The organism is Oerskovia enterophila, assembly GCF_001692445.1.
Taxonomy (GTDB): domain Bacteria; phylum Actinomycetota; class Actinomycetes; order Actinomycetales; family Cellulomonadaceae; genus Oerskovia; species Oerskovia enterophila.
Map to the genome: position 1 here is coordinate 53,981 of NZ_MAQA01000008.1, position 20,135 is coordinate 74,115.

General features: G+C 74.7%; 16 protein-coding genes. 7 read left to right on the forward strand and 9 right to left on the reverse strand.

The window, feature by feature from the left end:
* Nucleotides 1-6 precede the first annotated feature (6 nt).
* From OERS_RS05135 to OERS_RS21015, 5 genes are read left to right on the forward strand one after another with little or no spacing between them, the layout of a single operon-like run.
* Nucleotides 7-930, forward strand: a complete 924-nt coding sequence (locus tag OERS_RS05135; protein ID WP_068624972.1) for a DUF58 domain-containing protein — start codon at nucleotides 7-9, stop codon at nucleotides 928-930.
* Complete coding sequence (locus OERS_RS05140; RefSeq protein ID WP_068624973.1) at nucleotides 917-1,435, forward strand: hypothetical protein; 519 nt, start codon at nucleotides 917-919, stop codon at nucleotides 1,433-1,435. The genes OERS_RS05135 and OERS_RS05140 overlap by 14 nt, the downstream gene beginning before the upstream one ends.
* Nucleotides 1,429-2,520, forward strand: a complete 1,092-nt coding sequence (locus OERS_RS05145) for a vWA domain-containing protein (RefSeq protein WP_139107703.1) — start codon at nucleotides 1,429-1,431, stop codon at nucleotides 2,518-2,520. Before OERS_RS05140 ends, OERS_RS05145 begins: the two co-directional genes overlap by 7 nt.
* Nucleotides 2,517-3,569, forward strand: coding sequence for a vWA domain-containing protein (locus OERS_RS05150; protein WP_068624975.1), 1,053 nt, complete (start codon nucleotides 2,517-2,519; stop codon nucleotides 3,567-3,569). The genes OERS_RS05145 and OERS_RS05150 overlap by 4 nt, the downstream gene beginning before the upstream one ends.
* Nucleotides 3,566-4,699 carry a hypothetical protein gene (locus tag OERS_RS21015; protein ID WP_139107704.1) on the forward strand — a complete coding sequence of 378 codons (1,134 nt, stop codon included), beginning with the start codon at nucleotides 3,566-3,568 and terminating at the stop codon, nucleotides 4,697-4,699. Before OERS_RS05150 ends, OERS_RS21015 begins: the two co-directional genes overlap by 4 nt.
* 136 nt (nucleotides 4,700-4,835) lie before the next feature.
* On the opposite strand, the gene soxR is transcribed toward OERS_RS21015, so the two are convergent.
* A complete protein-coding gene (gene soxR, locus OERS_RS05160; protein WP_056644581.1) occupies nucleotides 4,836-5,306 on the reverse strand; it encodes a redox-sensitive transcriptional activator SoxR in 471 nt (156 codons plus the stop codon).
* Nucleotides 5,307-5,458: 152 nt separating this feature from the next.
* On the opposite strand from soxR, the gene OERS_RS05165 reads away from it, so the two are divergent.
* Nucleotides 5,459-6,958, forward strand: a complete 1,500-nt coding sequence (locus OERS_RS05165; protein WP_083201230.1) for an MFS transporter — start codon at nucleotides 5,459-5,461, stop codon at nucleotides 6,956-6,958.
* Between the two features lie 43 nt (nucleotides 6,959-7,001).
* Here OERS_RS05165 and OERS_RS05170 read toward each other — a convergent pair whose 3' ends face one another.
* The 8 genes from OERS_RS05170 to OERS_RS05205 all read right to left on the reverse strand — a co-directional run bounded on the left by OERS_RS05170 (nucleotide 7,002) and on the right by OERS_RS05205 (nucleotide 19,324).
* Entirely contained in the window at nucleotides 7,002-7,928 is a 927-nt protein-coding gene (locus OERS_RS05170) for a sirohydrochlorin chelatase (RefSeq protein WP_082849277.1), read from the reverse strand.
* The gene (locus OERS_RS05175) at nucleotides 7,925-9,016 is read right to left on the reverse strand and encodes a uroporphyrinogen-III synthase (protein ID WP_056646456.1); all 1,092 of its coding nucleotides are present in this window, start codon (nucleotides 9,014-9,016) and stop codon (nucleotides 7,925-7,927) included. Before OERS_RS05175 ends, OERS_RS05170 begins: the two co-directional genes overlap by 4 nt.
* Before the next feature lie 65 nt (nucleotides 9,017-9,081).
* Nucleotides 9,082-9,879 (reverse strand): uroporphyrinogen-III C-methyltransferase, encoded by a 798-nt coding sequence (gene cobA, locus OERS_RS05180; RefSeq protein WP_248948371.1) that lies wholly within the window; start codon nucleotides 9,877-9,879, stop codon nucleotides 9,082-9,084.
* A 29-nt stretch (nucleotides 9,880-9,908) separates the two neighbouring features.
* Complete coding sequence (nirD, locus tag OERS_RS05185; protein ID WP_083201231.1) at nucleotides 9,909-10,343, reverse strand: nitrite reductase small subunit NirD; 435 nt, start codon at nucleotides 10,341-10,343, stop codon at nucleotides 9,909-9,911.
* Nucleotides 10,340-13,024: a nitrite reductase large subunit NirB gene (gene nirB, locus OERS_RS05190; protein WP_269452562.1), complete on the reverse strand. Its 2,685-nt coding sequence runs from the start codon at nucleotides 13,022-13,024 to the stop codon at nucleotides 10,340-10,342. The genes nirD and nirB overlap by 4 nt, the downstream gene beginning before the upstream one ends.
* 200 nt (nucleotides 13,025-13,224) lie before the next feature.
* Complete coding sequence (locus OERS_RS05195; protein ID WP_248948362.1) at nucleotides 13,225-15,366, reverse strand: FAD-dependent oxidoreductase; 2,142 nt, start codon at nucleotides 15,364-15,366, stop codon at nucleotides 13,225-13,227.
* Complete coding sequence (locus OERS_RS05200; protein ID WP_083201232.1) at nucleotides 15,363-17,837, reverse strand: molybdopterin oxidoreductase family protein; 2,475 nt, start codon at nucleotides 17,835-17,837, stop codon at nucleotides 15,363-15,365. Before OERS_RS05200 ends, OERS_RS05195 begins: the two co-directional genes overlap by 4 nt.
* Nucleotides 17,838-17,839: 2 nt before the next feature.
* On the reverse strand, nucleotides 17,840-19,324 hold the full coding sequence (locus tag OERS_RS05205; protein WP_082849281.1) for an MFS transporter: 1,485 nt from the start codon (nucleotides 19,322-19,324) through the stop codon (nucleotides 17,840-17,842).
* 409 nt (nucleotides 19,325-19,733) lie between these two features.
* Here OERS_RS05205 and OERS_RS05210 point away from each other — a divergent pair, with 409 nt between their 5' ends.
* Complete coding sequence (locus tag OERS_RS05210) at nucleotides 19,734-20,108, forward strand: hypothetical protein (RefSeq protein WP_082849282.1); 375 nt, start codon at nucleotides 19,734-19,736, stop codon at nucleotides 20,106-20,108.
* The last annotated feature ends 27 nt before the right edge of the window (nucleotides 20,109-20,135 follow it).

Genomic DNA, 20,135 nt, shown 5'->3' on the forward strand with positions numbered 1-20,135 from the left:
CGGTCCATGGCAGACGTGTCGCGACTGGCCCAGGTGCGGGCCAGGCTCGAGCTCCCGCTGGCCCGGCGGGCCTCGGGGCTGCTCGAGGGTCGGCACCGCTCCGTCCTCAAGGGGCACGGGCAGGACTTCGACGACCTCCACCTCTACGCGCCCGGCGAGGACGTGGGCGACATCGACTGGAAGTCGAGCGCCCGCGCGGGCATCCCCGTGGTGCGTCGGTTCGTGCGCGAGTCCAACGTCAACCTGGTCCTCGTCGTGGACACGGGCCGCAACATGGGCGCGACCGCGGCGAGCGGCGAGCCCAAGGCCGACGCGGTGAGCTTCTGCTGCGCGCTCGTGGCCTACCTCGCGCGCGACCGCGGCGACCGGGTCGCTCTCGTCGCGGCGGACGCCGGGCGCATCGTCCAGCTCCCGCCCCGCGCCAGCACGCAGGACCTCGAGCTCATGCTCCGCACGGTCGAGAAGCAGCTGAGCGTCGACGCCCCCGCGAGCGACCTGAACCGCGCGCTCGACCGGGCGCTCAACGCGTTCCAGCGGCGCTCGATCATGGTCGTCGTGACCGACGAGGCCCGCCCCGGTCCCGAGCACGAGCGCCTGCTGCGGCGCCTGCGCGTGCGCCACGAGGTCATGGTCGTCGCGGTCGCGGACCTGTCGCCCGTCGGGGTCCCCCTCGCCGTGGGCGGCCCGGCCACCGAGCACCGCAGCCTCGGGCCGGTCGCGGACGTCGACGGCACGCTCGACCTGCCGCCGTTCCTGCGGGGCCGCGTGGACGTCGCGGAGGGCGCGGCGCAGGCCGTGCGTGCTCGGCGCGAGTCGGTCGTGGCCCTGCTGCGCACCCTCCAGGTGGAGGCCGTGAGCGTGACCGGGACCGACGACGTCGTGCCCCGTTTCGTCGAGCTGCTGGGGAGGGCGAAGCGTGCCCGACGATGAGCTCTACGCCCCGGTCCTCTACAGCGGCTGGTGGGGGGCGCTCGGTGTCCTCCTGCTGCTGCTCGTGGTGGGCTGGATCGTGTTCGCCTTCCTCTCGACGCGTGCGTCGGCCGAGGAGAAGGCCCAGCCCCCGGCCCCGCGCCTCCCGACGGGACCGTACGACCCGTACGCGGGCCTGCGCGCCGAGTTCGAGGCGCACCTCGACGCCGTCGAGCAGCGCTACCTCGCGGGCGAGCTCGACGAGCGCGGGCTCCACCTGGCGCTGTCCAAGGAGGTCCGCGGCTTCGCGTCGGGTCGCCTGGGCGTGGACGCCTCGGTGCTGACGCTGTCCGAGATCGAGCGCATGACGGGCACCCAGCACCTGACGCGCCTCATCGCGCGCTACTACCGTCCGTCGTTCGCGGAGTACGACGTCGACCCGCTGGCCGGCCTCGACGAGCACGGCGTGACACCCACGGGCAGGGACTCGATCGACCGCGCCCGCACGGTGGTGAGGACGTGGTGACGCCTGCCGCCCTCGTGCCCGGGCCGCAGGGCGCCTCGATCCTGTGGCCGTGGCTGCTCGCCGGGGTCGTGGTCCTGACCCTGGGCGCAGGGGCGACGGCCTGGTGGCTCGCGCGCCGCCGTCGGGCACGTGCCGAGGCCTCGCAGGACGCCGACGGCGTCACGTGGGTCGCGAACTCGTCCTACCTCGCGCAGGTCCCCGCCTTCGCGGCGTGGGTGCGCCGCTACCGGACGCTGCAGGTCGTGGGGCTCGTCGGGCTGCTCGTGGCGCTCGTCGGGGTCGGTGCGGTCGCGGCGCGGCCGGTCGAGACCGACGTGGTCGTGGACCGCCTGGGGACTCGGGACATCGTGCTGTGCCTCGACGTGTCGGGCTCCATGACCGCGTACGACGGCGAGATCCTCAAGGTGTACTCGGAGCTGGTGGACAACTTCGAGGGCGAGCGGATCGCCCTGTCGATCTTCAACTCGACGTCGCGCACGGTGTTCCCGCTGACGGACGACTACACCCTGGTCAAGGAGCAGCTCGCGGCGGGCGTCGCGGCGTTCGACAAGGACCCGAGCACGCTCGACTTCACGCGCGAGGGCGACGAGAAGGACATCCTGGAGTACCTCACGTACACCGCGGGCACGCTCGCGAACGAGTCCGCGGCGAGCCTCATCGGGGACGGCCTGGCCAACTGCGCGCTGCAGTTCGACGAGGAGGCCACGGAGCGCTCGCGCTCGATCATCCTCGCGACCGACAACTACGTCGCGGGCGAGCCCATCTACACGCTCGAGCAGGCCGCGGCCCTGGTGGCCTCGCGCGACATCACGCTGCACGGGATCTACGGGGGCTCGGACCTGTACGCGGGCACGCCCGAGGAGGTCGAGTACCGCGACGTGGTCGAGGCCGGCGGCGGGCTCTACTTCCTCGCGGGCGACCCGCAGGCCGTCGAGGGCATGGTCGAGGACGTCGTGGCGCAGCAGGCGGTCGAGCTCGACGCGAGCCCCGAGGTGATCGTGACGGACCTGCCGACGCTCTGGTTCCTCGTGGGGACCGCGGGCGCCGCGCTCCTGCTCGTCGTGGCCTGGAGGTTGCGCGAATGACCCTCCACCCGTTGATCCCCCTGTGGGCGTGGGCCGTGGTGTTCGTGCCGCTGCTCGGGCTCGCCGTGTGGCAGCTCGTGGTCGCGCTGCGAGGCGCGTCGCGAGGCGCTGCCGGCCGGCAGGGCGTGCCCGCCGGTCCGCGGGGCGCGTGGGCCCGCCGGACCGCGCTCGTCGCGGTGCTCGCCGTGATCGGGCTCGGGCCCTCGGTCCCCGTGACGGACCGCGACACGTCGGTCGCGAACGTCGACATGTTCTTCGTGGTCGACCGCACGGGCTCCATGGCGGCCGAGGACTTCGACGGCACGAACGAGCGCCTCGTGGGCGTGCGCCACGACATCGCGAGCCTCACGGGCGACATCCCGGGCGCCCGCTACTCGATCATCTCGTTCGACTCCCAGGCCAGCCGCCAGCTCCCGCTCACGACCGACGCGCGCGCCATCACGTCCTGGGCCGACACGTTCAAGCGCGAGATCACGCTCTACTCCAAGGGGTCGCTCACCGACCGGCCGCTCGACGAGCTGCACAAGGCCCTGCAGGGGGCCGCGGCCGAGCGCCCGTCGAACGTGCGGCTCGTGTTCTTCCTGTCCGACGGCGAGCAGACCGCGGACGGCGAGCCCCGCTCGTACGAGGAGCTCGCACCGCTCGTCGACGGCGGCGCGGTGCTGGGCTACGGCACCGCGGAGGGCGGGCCTATGAAGGAGTACATGCCGGGCGAGGACCCGGCCACGGCCGAGTACATCGAGGACCCGTCGAAGGCGACGATCGACGAGTCGGGCGTGCCGGACGCCCTGTCGATCATCGACGAGGAGAACCTGCGCACCATCGCCGAGCAGCTGGGGGTCCCGTACGTGCACCGTGAGACCACGAGCCCGACGGCGGAGCTCGTCGCGGGCATCGACCCGCAGCAGGTCGCGGCGGACGGCAGGCGCCTCGTCACGGCCTACCGCCCGATCGTGTGGCCGTTCGCGCTCCTCGCGGCCGGCCTCCTCGGGATCGAGGCATGGTGCGCGGGCCGGTCCGCGGCCCGCCGGGTGGGGGTGCGCGCATGAGCGGCGACGGAGCGCCCCCGCAGCAGCCCCCGTGGGGCGGCGCGAACGGGACGGGTGGATCCCAGCAGCCCGCGCAGCCCGGAGGGCCCGTCGTGCCCTCGCAGCCGGCTCCGCCGTGGGGAGGCCCGTCGACGGTCCGCCCCGGCGCGCCCTACCCGCAGCCGCCCCGCGCGCAGCTGCCCGGCTCGCGCTCCCCTCAGGCTGCGGCGCTGCGCTCGAGGCGGCTGCGCCGTCGGGCACTCCTGCTCCTCCTGTCGATCCCGCTGCTGATCGCCGCACTCGTGCTCGGCACCAAGCTCGCATTCCTGCCCGTGATCGCCTCGATGGGCTCCGACCGTTACGACGCGGGCGACCACTCGGGCGCCGCCGACCTGTTCGACCTCCAGAAGACCATGAACGTCGTCGACCCGTGGAAGGCCTGGTTCAACACCGGGACAGCGCGGCACCGGACCGGCGACGACTACACCGCGATCAGCGACCTCCACCGTGCCTACGACCTCGCCGAGGGCGAGGAACCCATGGTCCGCTGCCGGATCCAGATCAACCTGTCGATCGCCTACGAGACCTCCGGTGACTACGAGAAGACCACCGCGGACGACTACATGGCGCAGAAGAAGGCCCTCGAGGAGGCTCTCGCGGCCCGCGCGGCGGGCGAGGACTACGAGGCGAGCGTGATCGACCCCTACGGCGACGGCACCGAGCTCACGCCCGAGCAGGTCCAGGACGACGCCACGACCTGGTACTCGTTCGCCGAGCGCTCGTTCGCGACCGCCGAGCAGGTGCGCGGCTGGCCCGGGTGCGAGGACCAGTCGGAGCAGGAGAAGGAGCAGAACGAGCAGTCGGTCCAACGCCTTCAGGACAAGCAGCAGCAGGCCAAGGACGCGCAGCCGCAGGAGCCCCAGGACCCGCAGGAGGGCGAGGAGCAGGAGCAGGAGCAGCCCGAGCCCGACCAGTCCGAGGAGGAGCGGGCCGAGGCCGAGCGCCAGGAGAAGCTCCAGGAGCAGAACTCCGAGGCCCGGGACGACGAGGACCAGAGCCAGCAGGAGTACCGGAACTACTACGGGGGCGACGAGCCCGCAGGGGGCACGGGCGAGGAGCAGGGCGGCGGGGGCTCGGCCAAGAACTGGTGAGCTGCGGCGACCGCCGGTCCCGCCCGAGGCCTGGGTCCGGGGCTCGGCATCGGCAAGGCCCCGTCACGTCCCGGCAGGGCGAGCATCCTTCGGGCACCACGCCATCAGCCGCCCGGCCCCTCGATCGTCCGGCCTCTCAGTCGTCGAGCCCGTCGACCAGCAGGGTCCGCGGGCCGGGGCCCTCCTCGGCCAGCACGTCGTGCGGGTTGGCCAGGACGCACTTGCGCAGCGACAGGCAGCCGCACCCGATGCAGTCGGTGAGGTGGTCGCGCAGGCGCACGAGCTGTTCGATCCGGGCGTCGAGGTCCGCGTGCCACATGCGCGAGAGGCGGCGCCAGTCCTTGGCGGTGGGCGTCCTGTTCTGCGGGAGCGTCCCCAGCGCCTCGCGGACCAGCGCGAGCGGGATCCCCACGCGCTGGGAGACCTTGATGAACGAGACGCGGCGCAGCGTCTCGCGCGGATAGCGGCGCTGGTTGCCCGGGGTGCGGCGCGCGGTGAGCAGTCCCTCGCGCTCGTAGAAGTGCAGCGCCGACACCGTGACGCCGCTGCGGCGGGCGAGCTCGCCGACCGTGAGCTCGTCGTCGGGGTGGGGCCCCTCGTCAGGCATGATTGCTCCAGGCATTCGTCACTCCGTCCATCGACGGGCCGGATGCACTTGACCTCGACAATGGTTGAGGTTCGAGACTAGTCGAAGCGCTCGACCGAGCGCACCTGTCGCGCGACGCCCCATCCGGCCGGCGCCCACCCCTGCGAGGAATCATGGAACCACCACGCCCCCTGGCGCCCGAGGCCGACGTCGCCGAGGCGATCGCCGACTCCCCTGCCTTCGGTTCCCCCGCGGCGGCCGCGCCTCCGGACGACACAGGTCCCGACGCCCACGGCCCCTCGGGCAGTGGCCCGACCGGCGGCGGCCTGTCCCCCGCGACCCAGCGCACGGTCATGATCGGCATGGTCGCTCTCGTGCTGCTCGGCGCGTTCGAGGCCCTGGCCGTCGCGACCGCGATGCCGACCGTCGCGCAGGCCCTCGACGGCCTGACGCTCTACGCGGTCGCGTTCGCGGGGTCGATCGCCGCGAGCGTCGTCGGGATGGTCGCCGCGGGCCGCTGGTGCGACCGGTTCGGCCCGAGCCCGTCGCTGTGGGCAGGCGTCGGGCTCTTCCTCGCCGGCCTCGTCGTCGCGGGGCTCGCCCCGACCATGGAGGTCTTCGTCGCGGGGCGGGTGGTGCAGGGGCTCGGCACCGGGATGTACATCGTCGCGCTGTACGTGCTCGTCGCCCGGGTGTTCCCCGAGGACCGGCGCCCGTCGGTGTTCGCGGCCTTCGCCGCCGCGTGGGTCGTGCCCTCGATCGTCGGCCCGGCGGTCGCGGGGCTCGTCGTCGAGCACGTCGGGTGGCGCTGGGTCTTCCTCGCCGTGCCGTTCCTCGCGGTCCCGGCCGTGCTCATGATGCGCCCCGGCCTGCGCGCCGTCGTGCAGGACCGCCGCGCACCGGACGCGGCGGACGCCGCCGACCGCGGCGGGAACGCAGCCCTGTGGTGGGCCGTGGCCGCGGCCGTGGGCATCGGTCTGCTGCACTTCGCGGGCCAGCAGGAGGGCGTGCTGCTGTACGCCGCGCTCGTGGTCGCGCTCGGTCTGGTCGTGGTGAGCGTGCCGCACCTGCTCCCGCGCGGCACGGTGCGCGCGGCGCGCGGGCTGCCCTCGGTGATCGCGATCCGCGGCCTCGTCGCGGCAGCCTTCACGGGCACCGAGGTCCTGCTGCCGCTGCTCCTCTCGCACGAGCGCGGCCTGTCCCCCGCGCAGGCGGGCGGGGTCCTGACGTTCGGCGCGATCGGCTGGTCGGTCGGCGCGTGGCTGCGCGGGAAGGCTCACTGGGGATGGCCCCACTCGCGCTTCGTCCTCGTCGGGTCGTTCCTCATCGCGGGCGGGATCGCGGGCACCGCGCTCCTCGCGTGGCCCTCCGTGCCCCCGATCCTCGGCATGCTCTCGTGGACCGTCGCTGGCCTGGGGATGGGCATGGTCCACCCGACGCTCTCGGTGCTCACGCTCGCCCTGTCGCCCGAGGACCAGCAGGGCGCCAACAGCTCGGCGCTCCAGGTCTCGGACGCGCTGTCCGCGGCGATCGCGCTCGCGGTGACCGGGTCGATGCTCTGGGCCCTGCACGACGCGTTCGGCCTCCTGGCCTACGTCATCTGCTTCGGCGTGACGGTCGTGATCGCGCTGCTCGCGGCGTTCGTCGCGCCGAGGACACGGGTCCCGGCCTGAGCCGCGGCAACGCCCGGGCTGCGGCCCGGGCGGTGCGGTCCGCCTAGCGAGCCGGCAGCGCCGCGACGCCCTCGGCGTAGCGGTCGAGCACGATCGCGGTCAGACGAGCGTCGGGGGCGAGCGGGGCCGTGACGACGTCCGCGCCGGCCTCGAGCAGGCGGTCGTGGAAGAAACCGGGGGCCAGCAGGTAGGCGGCGATGACCACGCGGGGAGGCTCGTCCTCACCGCCCGACGGCGCCGCGCCGGCCGCGTCGGCGCCTCCGCCCGGGGCGGTGGTCGCCTCGCCCGGGACCGCGGCCACGCCGAGCGCCTCGCGCGCCGCCGCGACCGCGTCACGCACCGACGGGGTCGCCATGGCGCCGAACCCGACCGTGACCGGTCCGTCGTGGTGCGCCCGCAGGTGCTCGGCGACGGCCTCGACGTCGCGCGCGGCCCCCGACCTGCTCGACCCGGCGGCCGCGAGCACGACCGCGTCGTGCGGACGCGTCCCGGCCGCGGCGAGGCGGTCCGCGAGGATCTGCGCGAGGCGCGGGTCGGGGCCGAGCGCGCGGGCGGCGGTCGCCGCACCGTGCTCGGGACCTCGTCCCTCGTGCTCGGGCGAGACGGCCTCGGTGATGTCGACGTTCACGTGGAAGCCCGTGGAGAGCAGCAGGGGGACGACCACGGCCTGACCGGCCTGCCCGCCCGGCCCCTCGCCCGGGGCGCGCGGTGCGACCGCGTGCGTGACGACGTCGGCCACCTCGGGCTGCTGGACGTCGACGAACGCCTCCCGGACGTCCAGGTCGGGGCGCGTCGCACGGACGTCGTCGAGCAGCGCACGGATCGCGGCCTGGCCTGCGACGTCGTTGGTCCCGTGCGAGCAGCCGACGAGCACGGGTGCGGCTGCTGGGTCGCCCGCTGCACCTGCTGTACCCGACGACGGGCTCCCCTCGGTCTCGCCGGAAGGGAACCCCAGGATCTCCGTGCTCATGCCAGCTCCAGTCGATAGCCACGTTTGACGACGGTCTTGACGAGGGCGCGCTCGCCCACGGCCTCGCGCAGCCGGGCCACGGCGACCTCCGCGGCGTGCGGGTCCCGCGAGTCGCCGGGCAGCGCCGCGAGGACCTGGTCGCGGGTCACGATCTCCCCGGCCCGGGACGCGAGCAGGCGCAGGACCTCGAGCCCGCTGGGCGAGAGCGGGAGCACGCGACCGTCGAGCACCGCGACGCGCGAGCGGATCTGCAGGATGCCCGCGACGGTCACGAGCGCGAGGGTCTCGGCGTGCTCGTAGTGACCGACGAGCGTGCGGACCAGCGCCCCGAGGCGCCCGCGGTCCGGCTGGAGGGTCGCGATCCCGCGGTGCGCGAGGGGGCGGGCCGTGATGGGTCCGACGGCAGCGGCGATCATGCTGCCGCTCGCGAACCGCGCGACGACGGCGTCGCCGACGCCCTCCGACTCCGCGGCCGCGAGCCACGCCTCGGCGCCCGGGGCCGAGGTGAAGACGACGGCGTCGATCTCGCCGCCCGCCGCGGCGTGGACCGAGGCCCGGAGCGCCGCCTCGTCGGGCGGCGGGCCCCAGCGGTAGACGATGAGGCTCGCGACGTCCGCGCCCGCCTGCGCGAAGACCGTGTCCAGGCCGTCGGCCCCCGCACCGTGGTGCTGGACGGCGATGCGCAGCCCGTCGACGCCCTCGCCGAGCAGGACGTCGGCGATCTCTCCCGACGTCTCCGACTCCGCGACCCAGTCCGCCTGGAGGCCGGCGGCCTGGATCGCGCCGCGCGCCTTGGGTCCGCGGGCGACCAGGCGTGCCCCGCCCATGACGGCCAGGAGCTCGTCGGCCAGCCCGTGGGCGTCGGCCGCCTCGATCCAGCCACGGAACCCGATGCCCGTGGTGACGACAACGACGTCCGGCGGGTGGGCGATCAGGTCGCGCGTGCCCGCGAGGAGCGCCTCGTCGTCCTCGTTGGGCACCATGCTCAGGGCGGGCGCGTGGCGCACCTCGGCCCCCCGGCGGACCAGGGCCGCGGCGAGCTCGGCCGAGCGCCGGTCGGCCGTGACGAGAACCGTGCAGCCGGCCATGACCTGGCCGAGCGCGGGACGCTGCGCTGCGGTGGCGGGGACCGCCGACCCCTGGACCGCTCCCGTCACCGGGCCATCTCCGGGACGAGGGCGGGGACCAGCAGGTCCGCGGCGGCCACGTCCCCCACGACCACGACCGCCGGGGCGCGCACCCCGACCTGGGCCGCGCGCTCGACGAGCGTCCCGAGCGTGGCGCGCGTGACCCGCTGGTGCTCCGTGGAACCCGACTCGACGACGGCGACGGGCGTGCCGACGTCGGCCCCGGCGGTGACCGCCTGGTCCGTGATCTCGCTCAGCATCGACACTCCCATGAGGATCACCAGGGTAGCCGTGCGATCGCGGACCGCGGCCAGCGCGCCCACGTCCAGACCGTCGTGGCCGTTGACCACGAGGAACGCTCCGACCGTCCCGCGGTGCGTGAGGGGGATGCCCGCGAGCGCCGGGACCGACAGGGCGCTGCTCACGCCCGGCACGACCTCGACCGGGACCCCCGCGGCGCGGCAGGCCAGGACCTCCTCCCCACCGCGGCCGTACACGAACGGGTCGCCGCCCTTGAGCCGCACGACCGTGAGGCCGCGCCGCGCCTGCTCGACGAGGATCGCGTTGATCTCGTGCTGCGGCACGGGGTGGTGGCCCGGGGTCTTGCCGACGTCGATGACCTCGACGCTCGCGGGGAGGTCGTCGAGGACCTGGAGGGGGCCCAGGCGGTCGACCACGACGACGTCGGCGGTCATGAGCGCACGGTAGCCACGGAGGGTGAGCAGGTCGGTCGCTCCGGGGCCGCCGCCCACGAGGGTCACCGATCCGGTGTCAGAACGTGGCCGGGGTATGGCCCGGTGTGCTTCTGACGCCTTGTCCGGCACCGCGGGGCAGGGAGCCGGTGACCGGGCGGTCAGCACGCGGTCCCGTCCGCAGCGGGCACGCCCACGTGCACGACGCCGGCACGCACCTCGACGGGCCACGTCACCAGGTCCGGTCCCGCTGCGAGCACCGGGAGGAACCCCACGGGGTCGAGGCACACCCCGGTCTCGAGCGCGAAGACCTGCTTGTACATCGGCGACGCGACGGTCGGGACGCCCCCGCGCGTGCCCACGATCCCACGCGACATGACGTTGGCCCCGCTGAACGGGTCGAGCTGCTGGACCGCGAGCACCCGCCCGTCGGTCAGCCGGAAGAGCGCGACCTGCTGCCCGCCGACGAGCGCCGCGGCGCCGCGCTCGACCGCGAGGTCCGAGGCCCGGCACACGGCCTCCCAGCCCGTCCCGCCCGCGCCTCGTGCCCCCGTCTCCGCCACCACGGCCTCGGAACCCCACGTGCTCGTGCTCATCTGCGTACCTCCAGAGTCGTCCCGGCGATCAGAACCCCACCCGTCGCAGCGCCCTCGCGCTCGGCGGTCGTGGCCGGTCGCGGCTGGCCGCGCTCGGCGACGTACGCGAGGTCGGGGTCGGCCGTCGCGGGCGCGTTGACGAAGGAACCGAACCGCCGGAGCTTCTCGGGGTCCTCCAGGACGGCGCGCCACTCGTCCTCGTACGCGTCGACGTGACCCGCCATCGCGGCGTCGAGGTCCGCGGCGATCCCCAGGGAGTCCTCGAGGATCACCGCGCGGATCCCGTCGAGGCCACCCTCGACCTCGTCGACCCACACCGACGTGCGCTGCAGGCGGTCCGCGGTGCGGATGTAGTACATGAGGAAACGGTCGATCGTGCGGATCATCGTCGCGTCGTCGAGATCCTCGGCGAGGAGCCTCGCGTGCTTGGGCGTGAAGCCGCCGTTGCCACCCACGTACACGTTCCAGCCCTTGTCGGTCGCGATCACGCCGACGTCCTTGCCGCGGGCCTCGGCGCACTCGCGCGCGCACCCCGAGACCCCGAGCTTGATCTTGTGCGGCGAGCGCAGCCCGCGGTACCGCAGCTCGAGCTCGACCGCCATGCCCACCGAGTCCTGCACGCCGAACCGGCACCACGTCGACCCGACGCACGACTTCACGGTCCGCAGCGACTTGCCGTACGCCTGGCCCGACTCGAAGCCGTGCTCGACGAGCCGGCGCCAGATCAGCGGGAGCTGCTCGATCCGCGCACCGAACATGTCGATCCGCTGGCCGCCCGTGATCTTGGTGTAGAGCCCGAAGTCCTTCGCGACCTGCCCGATCACGAGCAGCCCCTCGGGCGTGATCTCCCCGCCCGGGATGCGCGGGACCACCGAGTAGGTGCCGTCCTTCTGCATGTTCGCCATGACGTGGTCGTTGGTGTCCTGGAGCGCGGCCTGCTCTCCCGACAGGATGTGACCGTTGCCCAGCGACGCCAGGATCGACGCGATGACCGGCTTGCAGATGTCGCAACCACGGCCGGGGCCCGCGGCCGGGAGCCCGGCCGGGGCGACGCCGTCGGGCGTCTCCGGCACGCCGGCAGGAACGCGACCGAACCGCGCGATGATCTCGCTGAACGTGTGCAGGTCCGCGACGCGGACCGCGTCGAAGAGCTGCGCCCGCGAGAGCTCGAAGTGCTCGCACAGCGCGTTCGAGACCTCGATGCCGGCCTTCTCGAGCTCGGTCGTCGTGATCTTCTTGACGAGCGGGAGGCACGAGCCGCAGCTCGTGCCGGCCTTGGTGCACGACTTGACCGCGGCGACGTCGGTGCACGCGTGCTCGGTCACGGCCGAGCGGATCGTGCCCGCCGTGACGTTGTTGCACGAGCAGACGGTCGCGTCGTCGGGCAGCTCGAGCCCCGCCGCGCCGCCCCCCGACGAGCCCTCGGGCAGCAGGAACGCCCCGGGGTCGCCCGGCAGCTCGCGCCCGACCATGGGACGCAGCGACGCGTACGGCGTCGCGTCGCCCACGAACACGCCGCCCAGCAGGGTCCGTGCGTCGTCGGACAGGACGAGCTTCTTGTAGACGCCCGCGACCGGGTCCGCGTAGACGAGCTCCATGGCGCCCTCGGTGCGCGCGAACGCGTCGCCGAAGCTCGCGACGTCCACGCCGCGCAGCTTGAGCTTGGTCGCGGTGTCCGCACCGGGGAACGTCGCCTCGCCGCCCAGCAGCCGGTCCACGACGACCTCGGCCATCGCGTACCCCGGGGCCACGAGCCCCAGGCACCTGCCCTCGATGCACGCGACCTCGCCGACCGCCCACACGTGCGGGTCCGGCGTCCGGCACGACAGGTCGACGACCGCGCCACCGCGCTCACCGACCGGCAGGCCCGCGTCCCGGGCCAGGTTGTCGCGCGGCCGGACGCCCGTCGCCATGACGACCACGTCGACGTCGAGCCGCCCTCCGTCCACGAAGTCGAGGCGGCCCACGTGACCCGTGGTGCGCGCGGGCCGCATCTCCTTGGTCGCGGTGCTCACGCGCACCGCGATGCCCATGTCGTTGATGAGGCGACCGAGCGCCTGCCCGCCGCCCAGGTCGATCTGGGCGTCCATGAGGTGCGTCCCGAACTGGATGACGGTCGCCTGGGCGCCGAGCGCCTTGAGCGCTCCCGCGGCCTCGAGCCCCAGGAGCCCGCCGCCGATGACGGCGCCGCGCACCGGGCGGTCGTACGACGTCCCGGCCCGCTCCTCGCGCTTGGCCTCGACCCACCCGCGCAGGGCCGCGACGTCGTCGATCGTGCGGTACACGAACACGCCCGGCAGCTCGTTGCCCGGGATCGGCGGCCGGGCCGCGTCCGAGCCCGTCGCGAGCACGAGCTCGTCGTAGTCGTGGACCCGGCCCAGGCGGTCGGTGACCTGACGCGCCTCGCGGTCGATCGAGTCGACGCGGCAGTCGCGGACCAGTCGCACGAGCGGGTCGTCCCACAGCGCGGGGTCCCCGAGGTTGAGCTCCTCGGGGTCGCGCGCCGAGAAGTAGGAGGTGAGCGCGACGCGGTCGTAGGGGTAGCGGGGTTCCTCGGCGAAGACGGTGACCCGCCACTCGCCGGCGGTGTCACGCGCACGCAGCGCCTCGACGAGGCGCTGGGCGACCATGCCGCCGCCGACGATCACGAGATGGCGGGGAGAGCTCGATGGTGTGGTCACGGGGGCTCCTGGGGGGTGCGGTCCGGGTGTCCGGGAAGCAGCTGCTGCTCCGGACACTAGAGACGCGCGGTTTCCACGCCGCACCCTCCCCTTTGCCCCTCCGTAACGTTCTTCTCACGCGCACGGCGGGGTGCGCGTGAGAAGAGGGATCGTCGATCCGGAGGGGCGCCGGCACGGCGCTGAACCGTCGCCCGCCCAGGTCAGCCGTGGACCGGCACGGGCTCGGGGGCCCGTCCGCCCGCAGGCGGCGTGGCGGACGCCGTCCCCGGCTGCTCGGGGTCGGCCTTGCGGAGCCAGTCCGCGAGCCCGCACACGACGTCCTTGCAGCCGCCGCACCCCGTGGTGGCCCGCGTCGCGCGCGCGATGTCCGTGGTGCTGCGGGCTCCCTCGCGCCAGCTCGCGACGATGTCGCCCTTGGTCACGCCGTTGCAGCTGCACACCGTGGTCCGGTCGGGCATGTGCGTGGGGTCCGACGCCGGAGCGGCGGCCTGCGCGACGGGTTGCAGCAGGAGGTGGGCCGGGTCCGCGGGCACGGGGACCCGGCGCGTGTAGGTCGCGGTGAGGTCGGCACCGATCTGCGGGGCGCCGACCACGGTCGCCCCGACGAGGAACCCGCCCGCGACGACGACCTCGACGTGCCGCCCCGCGTCGGGGTCGGTCAGGCGGAGCGTCCGGTGGCTCGGGTCGTGGGCACGCCGCGCGCCGCACACGCCCATCGCGACGACGTCGAGGCCCGCGGCCTTGAGGCGCACCACGTCGGTCGGGGCTGCGGGGGGCGTCCTCGCCGGTGCGACCGCCGAGCCCACCGGTGGGTCGACCGACAGGGCGGCCGGCGAGTCGGCCGGGAGAGCGGATGAGGCCCCGGTCATCACCCCCTCGCCACGAGATGCGGCCGACGGGGGTGCTGGGAGGCTGCTGACCCCCGTTGGCCGCATCTCGAGCTGCTCGTCCCCGGGGCTCCTCCCACCCTGCTCGACGCCTAGCGCGATCCGCAGTGCCATGCTGGGCCGCTCGTCGTCGGTGAAGCGGACGTGGAGTCGTGCTGCGGCCCCCGAGGTGTCAGAACCTGGCCGGGGTAGAGCCCGGCGAGGTTCTGACAGCACGCGCAGGGCGAGCAGTGCCGCGAGCCGCCGCGACTGCTCCCACCCCTGCGCGATGAGCCCCGTCCCGCCCTCGGGCGGCTGCGCGCAGTCCCCGATCGCGTACACGTCGGGGTCGTCGGGGCTCGCCAGCCCGTGCCCGACGACGACGCCCCGGTCCACCGTCAGGCCCGCGGTCCGGGCGAGGGTCCCCTCGGGCACGGTCCCGCAGGCCAGCACGAGCAGGTCGGTCGGGACCTCGTCGGCCGGGCCGGTCGGACCCGTGGCAGGGCGTCCCGCCGCGGCCAGGTCCCCCGGACCTCGGTCCGGGACCGTCCCGGTTGTCCCACGGCCCTCTCCTCCTGTGCCCCCCGCCCCGGGGACGCCGGCCGCACGAGGTGAGCGTCCGGCGTCGGGCACGAGCACGACGCCCGCGACCACCGCACCCCGGCCGCCCGCGCCACGCACCACGACCTCGCGCGTCCGCACCCCGGTGCGCACCGCGATCCCGAGCTCGGCGAGCGTGCGCGAGGCCGCGAGGCCCGCGTCGGGGCCGAGCTGGCGGTCCATAGGGCTCGCCCCGCCGTGGACCACGGTCACCGCGAGCCCACGTCGGGCCAGGCCGCACGCGACCTCGAGACCCAGGACGCCCGCACCGATCACGACGGCGCGGCGCGCGTTGGAGGTCGCGGCGACGATCTCGCGCGCGTCGTCGAGCGTGCGCAGCGCGTGGACCCCGGCGGGGAGCGTCCCGCCGGGCCCCGACCCGAGCCCCGGCACGTCCGGGACCCGCGCGGACGAGCCGGTCGCGAGCACCACGGCGTCGTACGGGAACGCTCCGTCGCTCGTGAGCACGGTGCGCGAGGAGCGGTCGATCGCGATCGCGGGCGCGCCGCGGTGGACCTCGGCGCGCTCGTCGCCCGTCGAGGGCAGGGTCAGCGCGCCGATGTCGGCCCGGCCCGCGACGACCTCGCTCAGCAGGACGCGGTTGTACGGGTCGTACTCCTCGTCGCCGAGCACCGTGACGCGCAGGGGTCGGGCGCGGTGCTCCTGGTCCGGGCCGGCCGTGGCCAGGAGGTCGGCGGCGAACCGCGACCCGACCATGCCGTTGCCCACCACGACGACCCGGAACGGCGCCGCGGCACCAGGGCCTCCGCCACCGAGGGGCTCGCCGCCGCGGGCCCCTCCCCCGGGCAGGTCGTCAGAACCGGGCCGGGCCATGGCCCGGCCTGGTTCTGACAGCTCAGCAGTTCCGTCGGTCATACGACCACCTCCTCGGAGAGCTCGTGGCCCCGGCCGCGGGTCGGCGCCGCAGCCGCGCCGGGCGCCGGTCCTGAGGCCGCGCCGGGCGCCCTGCCCGGCGCAGGGTCCGACGGCAGGTCCCCGGCCGGGTCCGGCGCGACCGCGACAGCGCAGACCTTGAACTCGGGCATCCCGGAGATCGGGTCGGTCGCGTCGGTCGTGATCCGGTTGACGCTCCCGGCCCCGCTCCAGTGGAAGGGCATGAAGACCGTGTCGGGACGGATCTTGTCGCTCCAGCGCGCGGGCGCCCGGACCTCGCCCCGGCTCGACGTGAGCCGCACCGGGTCCCCGTCCTGGATGCCGAGGCGGAAGCCGAGGATCGGGTGCATCTCGACGAACGGGCCGGGCACGATCCGGTCGAGCTCGGCCACGCGGCGCGTCTGCGCGCCCGACTGGTAGTGCTGCAGCACGCGGCCCGTCACCAGGTAGACGGGAGCGTCGGGGCGGACGTCGTCGCTGGGCCCGACGTGGTCGACCGCGACCATGCGCGCCCGGCCGTCGGGGGTGTGGAAGCGGTCGAGGAACAGTCGCGGGGTGCCGGGGTGCGTCCCTCGCCCGGCCGGGTTGTCAGAAGCTCCCCGGTCCACAGCCCGGTCCGGTTCTGACAACCGAGCAGGCACGGCCGGCACGGGCCAGAACAGTCCCGGCCCGCCCGCGGCCTCGTCGGCGTCGAGCCGCGCGTGGCTGAGCCCCGAGTAGTCCGCGACGCCGCCCGCCGAGGCCCGGGCCAGCTCGTCGAACACCTCGGCCGGGTCGAGCGGGAACGGCACGGTCGAGCCCAGGCGGCGCGCGAGCTCGGCGAAGACCCACAGCTCGGACCGCACGCCGGTCGGTGGCGTCACGGCCTGCCTGCGGCGGATCACGCGCCCCTCGAGCGAGGTCATGGTCCCCTCCTCCTCGGCCCACTGCGTCACGGGCAGCACGACGTCGGCGCGCAGCGCGGTCTCGGACGGCACCAGGTCGCACACCACGAGCAGGTCCAGGGCGTCGAGGCGCTCGGCGACCCGGGTCGCGTCGGGGGCGCTGACCAGCACGTTCGACCCGTGCACGAGCAGCGCGCGCGGCCCTCCCGGCGTCCCGAGCGAGCGCAGCAGCTCGACCGCAGGCTTGCCCGGCCCGGGCAACGACGCCGGGTCCACGCCCCACACCGCGGCGACGTGAGCTCGCGCGGCCGGGTCGTCGATCTTGCGGTAGCCCGGGAGCTGGTCGGCCTTCTGGCCGTGCTCCCGGCCGCCCTGCCCGTTGCCCTGCCCGGTGATCGCGCCGTACCCGGAGCCGGTCCGGCCGGGCAGCCCGAGCGCGAGCGCCAGGTCGATCGCGGCGGTGACGGTCGCGGTCCCCTGGGTCGACTGCTCGACGCCGCGCCCCGTCAGGACGTACGCGCCGCGCCCGCCGCGCACGGGCGAGGCCGCGGCGAGCAGCCGTGCGACCCGGCGGAGCTCGTCGGCCGCGATCCCGCACACGGTCTCGGCGCGCTCGGGCCACCAGGCCGCGACCGCGCGGCGCACGTCGTCGACCCCGGACACGCGCGCGGCGAGGTACTCCTCGTCCGCGAGCCCCTCGGCCCACACGACGTGCAGGAGCGCGAGCAGCACCACGAGGTCGGTGCCGGGGACGGGCTGCAGGTGGACACCCTGGGGTGGCGCGTCCGCCGCACCGCCGGGCGCCCCCGCGCCCGTGAGCGCGGCCGTGGCCGACCGTCGCGGGTCCACGACCACGAGCCCGCCGCGCGATCGCACGCCCGCGAGGTGCTGGACCGAGGGCGGCATGGTCTCGGCCAGGTTCGAGCCGAGCAGCAGCACCGCGTCGGCCCCCGCGAGGTCCGCGAGCGGGAACGGCAGGCCACGGTCGGCACCGAACGCGCGGTTGGCGCCGGCCGCGGCGCTCGCCATGCAGAAGCGCCCGTTGTAGTCGATGTTCGCGGTCCGCAGGACCGTCCGTGCGAGCTTGCCCAGCGCGTACGCCTTCTCGTTGGTGAGTCCCCCGCCGCCGAAGACCGCGACCGCGTCGCGCCCCGACGCGGCCTGGATCTCCGTGAGGCCGCGGGCGACCCGCCCGAGCGCCTCGTCCCACGTCGCGGGCCGCAGCCCGCCGCGGGTCACGGCCCCCGCCGCGTCGACCGTGCGGTCGCGCACGAGCGGGACCGTGAGCCGGTCGTGCGCGGTGAGCAGGCTCGCGCTGGTCCAGCCCTTCTGGCACAGCCCGCCCTTGTTGGTGGGGAACTCGCGCGGGGCGACGACCACGCGGGGCGAGGCTCCGCCGTCGGGCCCACGGTCCTGCACGGGCGTGAGCGACATGCCGCACTGCAGCGCGCAGTAGGGGCAGTGCGTGTCCGCCGCGATGCCCGACGGCGCCGCGCGCCCGGGGCGGGCGGCGGTGGCCGGGTCGCCGGCCGGGCCTGCGACGGGGACCGCGGCGGGGTGGACGACCATGCTCAGATCCCGGCCGCGGCCATGCGCGCACCCCGGCGCTGGTACACGGCCCACGTGACCACGGCCATGACCGCGTACACGCCGATGAAGATCCACAGGGCCGGCACGAGCGACCCGGCCAGGTCGTTCGAGATCGCGAAGCCGCGCGGGATGAGGAACCCGCCGAACGCCCCGATGGCTCCCGCGATGCCGATGCAGCCCGCGGCCGCCTTGCGGATCCGGGTGCGGTGGGCCGCGCGCTCGTCGTCGGGCAGGGTCTGTGCGGCGAGCTCCCCCGAGGCCGCGAAGACCGCGGGGATCATGCGGTAGGTCGCCCCGTTGCCGATGCCGGTCGCGACGAACAGCAGCAGGAAGGACCCGAAGAACAGCCCGAAGCTGTGCGACTCGAGGGCCCGGATCGCTCCGAAGGCCCCGAGCGCCATGACGCCGAACGCCACGATCGTCACGCGCGCCCCGCCGACCTTGTCGGCGATCGTCCCGCCCAGCGGCCGGGACACCGAGCCCACGAGCGCGCCGAGGAACGCGATCGAGAGCGTGACCTCGGGGAACTGGTTCTTGAGCAGCGTGGGGAACGCACCCGAGTAGCCGATGAACGACCCGAACGTCCCGATGTAGAGGAACGAGATGATCCACGTGTGCCGGTTGCGGGTCGCGGCGGCGAACGAGCGGAAGTCGGCCTTGGCGTGCGTCAGGTTGTCCATGTACCGCCACGCGAGGAACGCCGCGAGCAGGATGAACGGGATCATCATGAGCCCTGCCCGTTCGAGCGCGATGCCCGCGCCGGCGACGATCACGAGGGGCACCGCGAACTGGACCGCGGCCGTCCCGAGGTTGCCACCCGCGGCGTTGAGCCCGAGCGCCCTGCCCTTCTCCTTCTCCGGGTAGAAGAAGGAGATGTTGGCCATCGAGGACGCGAAGTTGCCGCCGCCGACGCCCGCGAGCGCCGCGACGAGCAGCATCACGCCGAACGGCGTCTCGGGGTTCTGCACGACGACCGCGAGCGAGACCGTGGGCACCAGGAGCAGGAGCGCGGACACGACGGTCCAGGTGCGCCCACCGAACAGCGGGACCGCGAACGTGTACGGGATGCGCAGGGTCGCGCCCACGAGGCTGGGGACGGCGATGAGCCAGAACTGCTGGTCCACGGTGAAGGTGAAGCCGGCCGCGCCGAGCTGCGGCACGACGATCGACCACAGGGCCCACACCGCGAACCCGAGGAACTCGGCGAAGACCGAGATCCACAGGTTGCGCGTGGCGACCTTGCGACCGCCGTCGCGCCAGAACGTGGGGTCCTCGGGGTCCCAGTGGTCGATCCAGCGCCCACGACGGTGCGGGGCGCTCTGCGCCGCGCCGTGCGGGGAGGCGACGGCCGGCACGCCCGTGCCCGACGGCGCCGCGCTCGTCGGGAGCGCGGGCGCGGGCTGGTCGGTGGCGGGGTGGTCGGTCGTGGTCGTGGTCTGCGAGGGGGGACCTGCGGGGACGGACATGGCGCCTCCTGGAGCGGGGACCTGGCGCGTCGAGCGGCGCTCGACCAGTACCCGTGACGGTAGGAAGCGCGTGTTTCCCGGGGGCGAGCCGCCCGTTTCCCGTCCGTAAGGCTTTGCGCACAGCCGTCCCCGGGGGGTTGTGAGAGGCCGCGCCGGCCGATGGTCGGCACCGTGACGGGTCTGGTCGCAAGGGGTTCTGCGGCACGAACCCGGGTGTCCGGAGGGCGCCTCCGAGACACGAGCAGGAGTCCGGCGTTTCATCCTGTCCCGTCCACGGCTCCGCGGTCTAGACTCACGCCAGCCCGCGCGTCGGCCACCCCTGGAGAGGGCGCACTCCGGGGCCTCGGACGGCGTGGGCCCGCCGTCGGACCGACGTCCGGCGGCTGAGACCGAGCAGAAGGATCCGCGCATGCCGCGTCAGACAATCGCAGCACCCGGAGCAGCCCACCCCCTCCGCGCCCTCTCCGCGCTCGTCCGCCTCGCACGGGCCGACGGCCCAGGGGACGTCGCGAACCGCGCGACGCTGTGCCGCGTGTGCGCGTGGGACCTGGAGGAGCCGGGCTGGACCCTCGACGGGCCCACGCACGCGATCTGCGACTGCTGCGGGGCCGAGAGCGGGGTCGAGGACACCACGCCCGAGCGGATCATCGCGTACCGGCGCCGCTGGACCCGGGGTGGCCACGTCTGGTTCGACCCGTCCCGCATGCCCGCAGGCTGGTACTACGACGACGAGCTCCCGTACGACACGCAGGACCGGTGGCACGCGACGACCCTGCCGGGGTAGCCGCCGGGCAGGAACCTGCAGACGCCG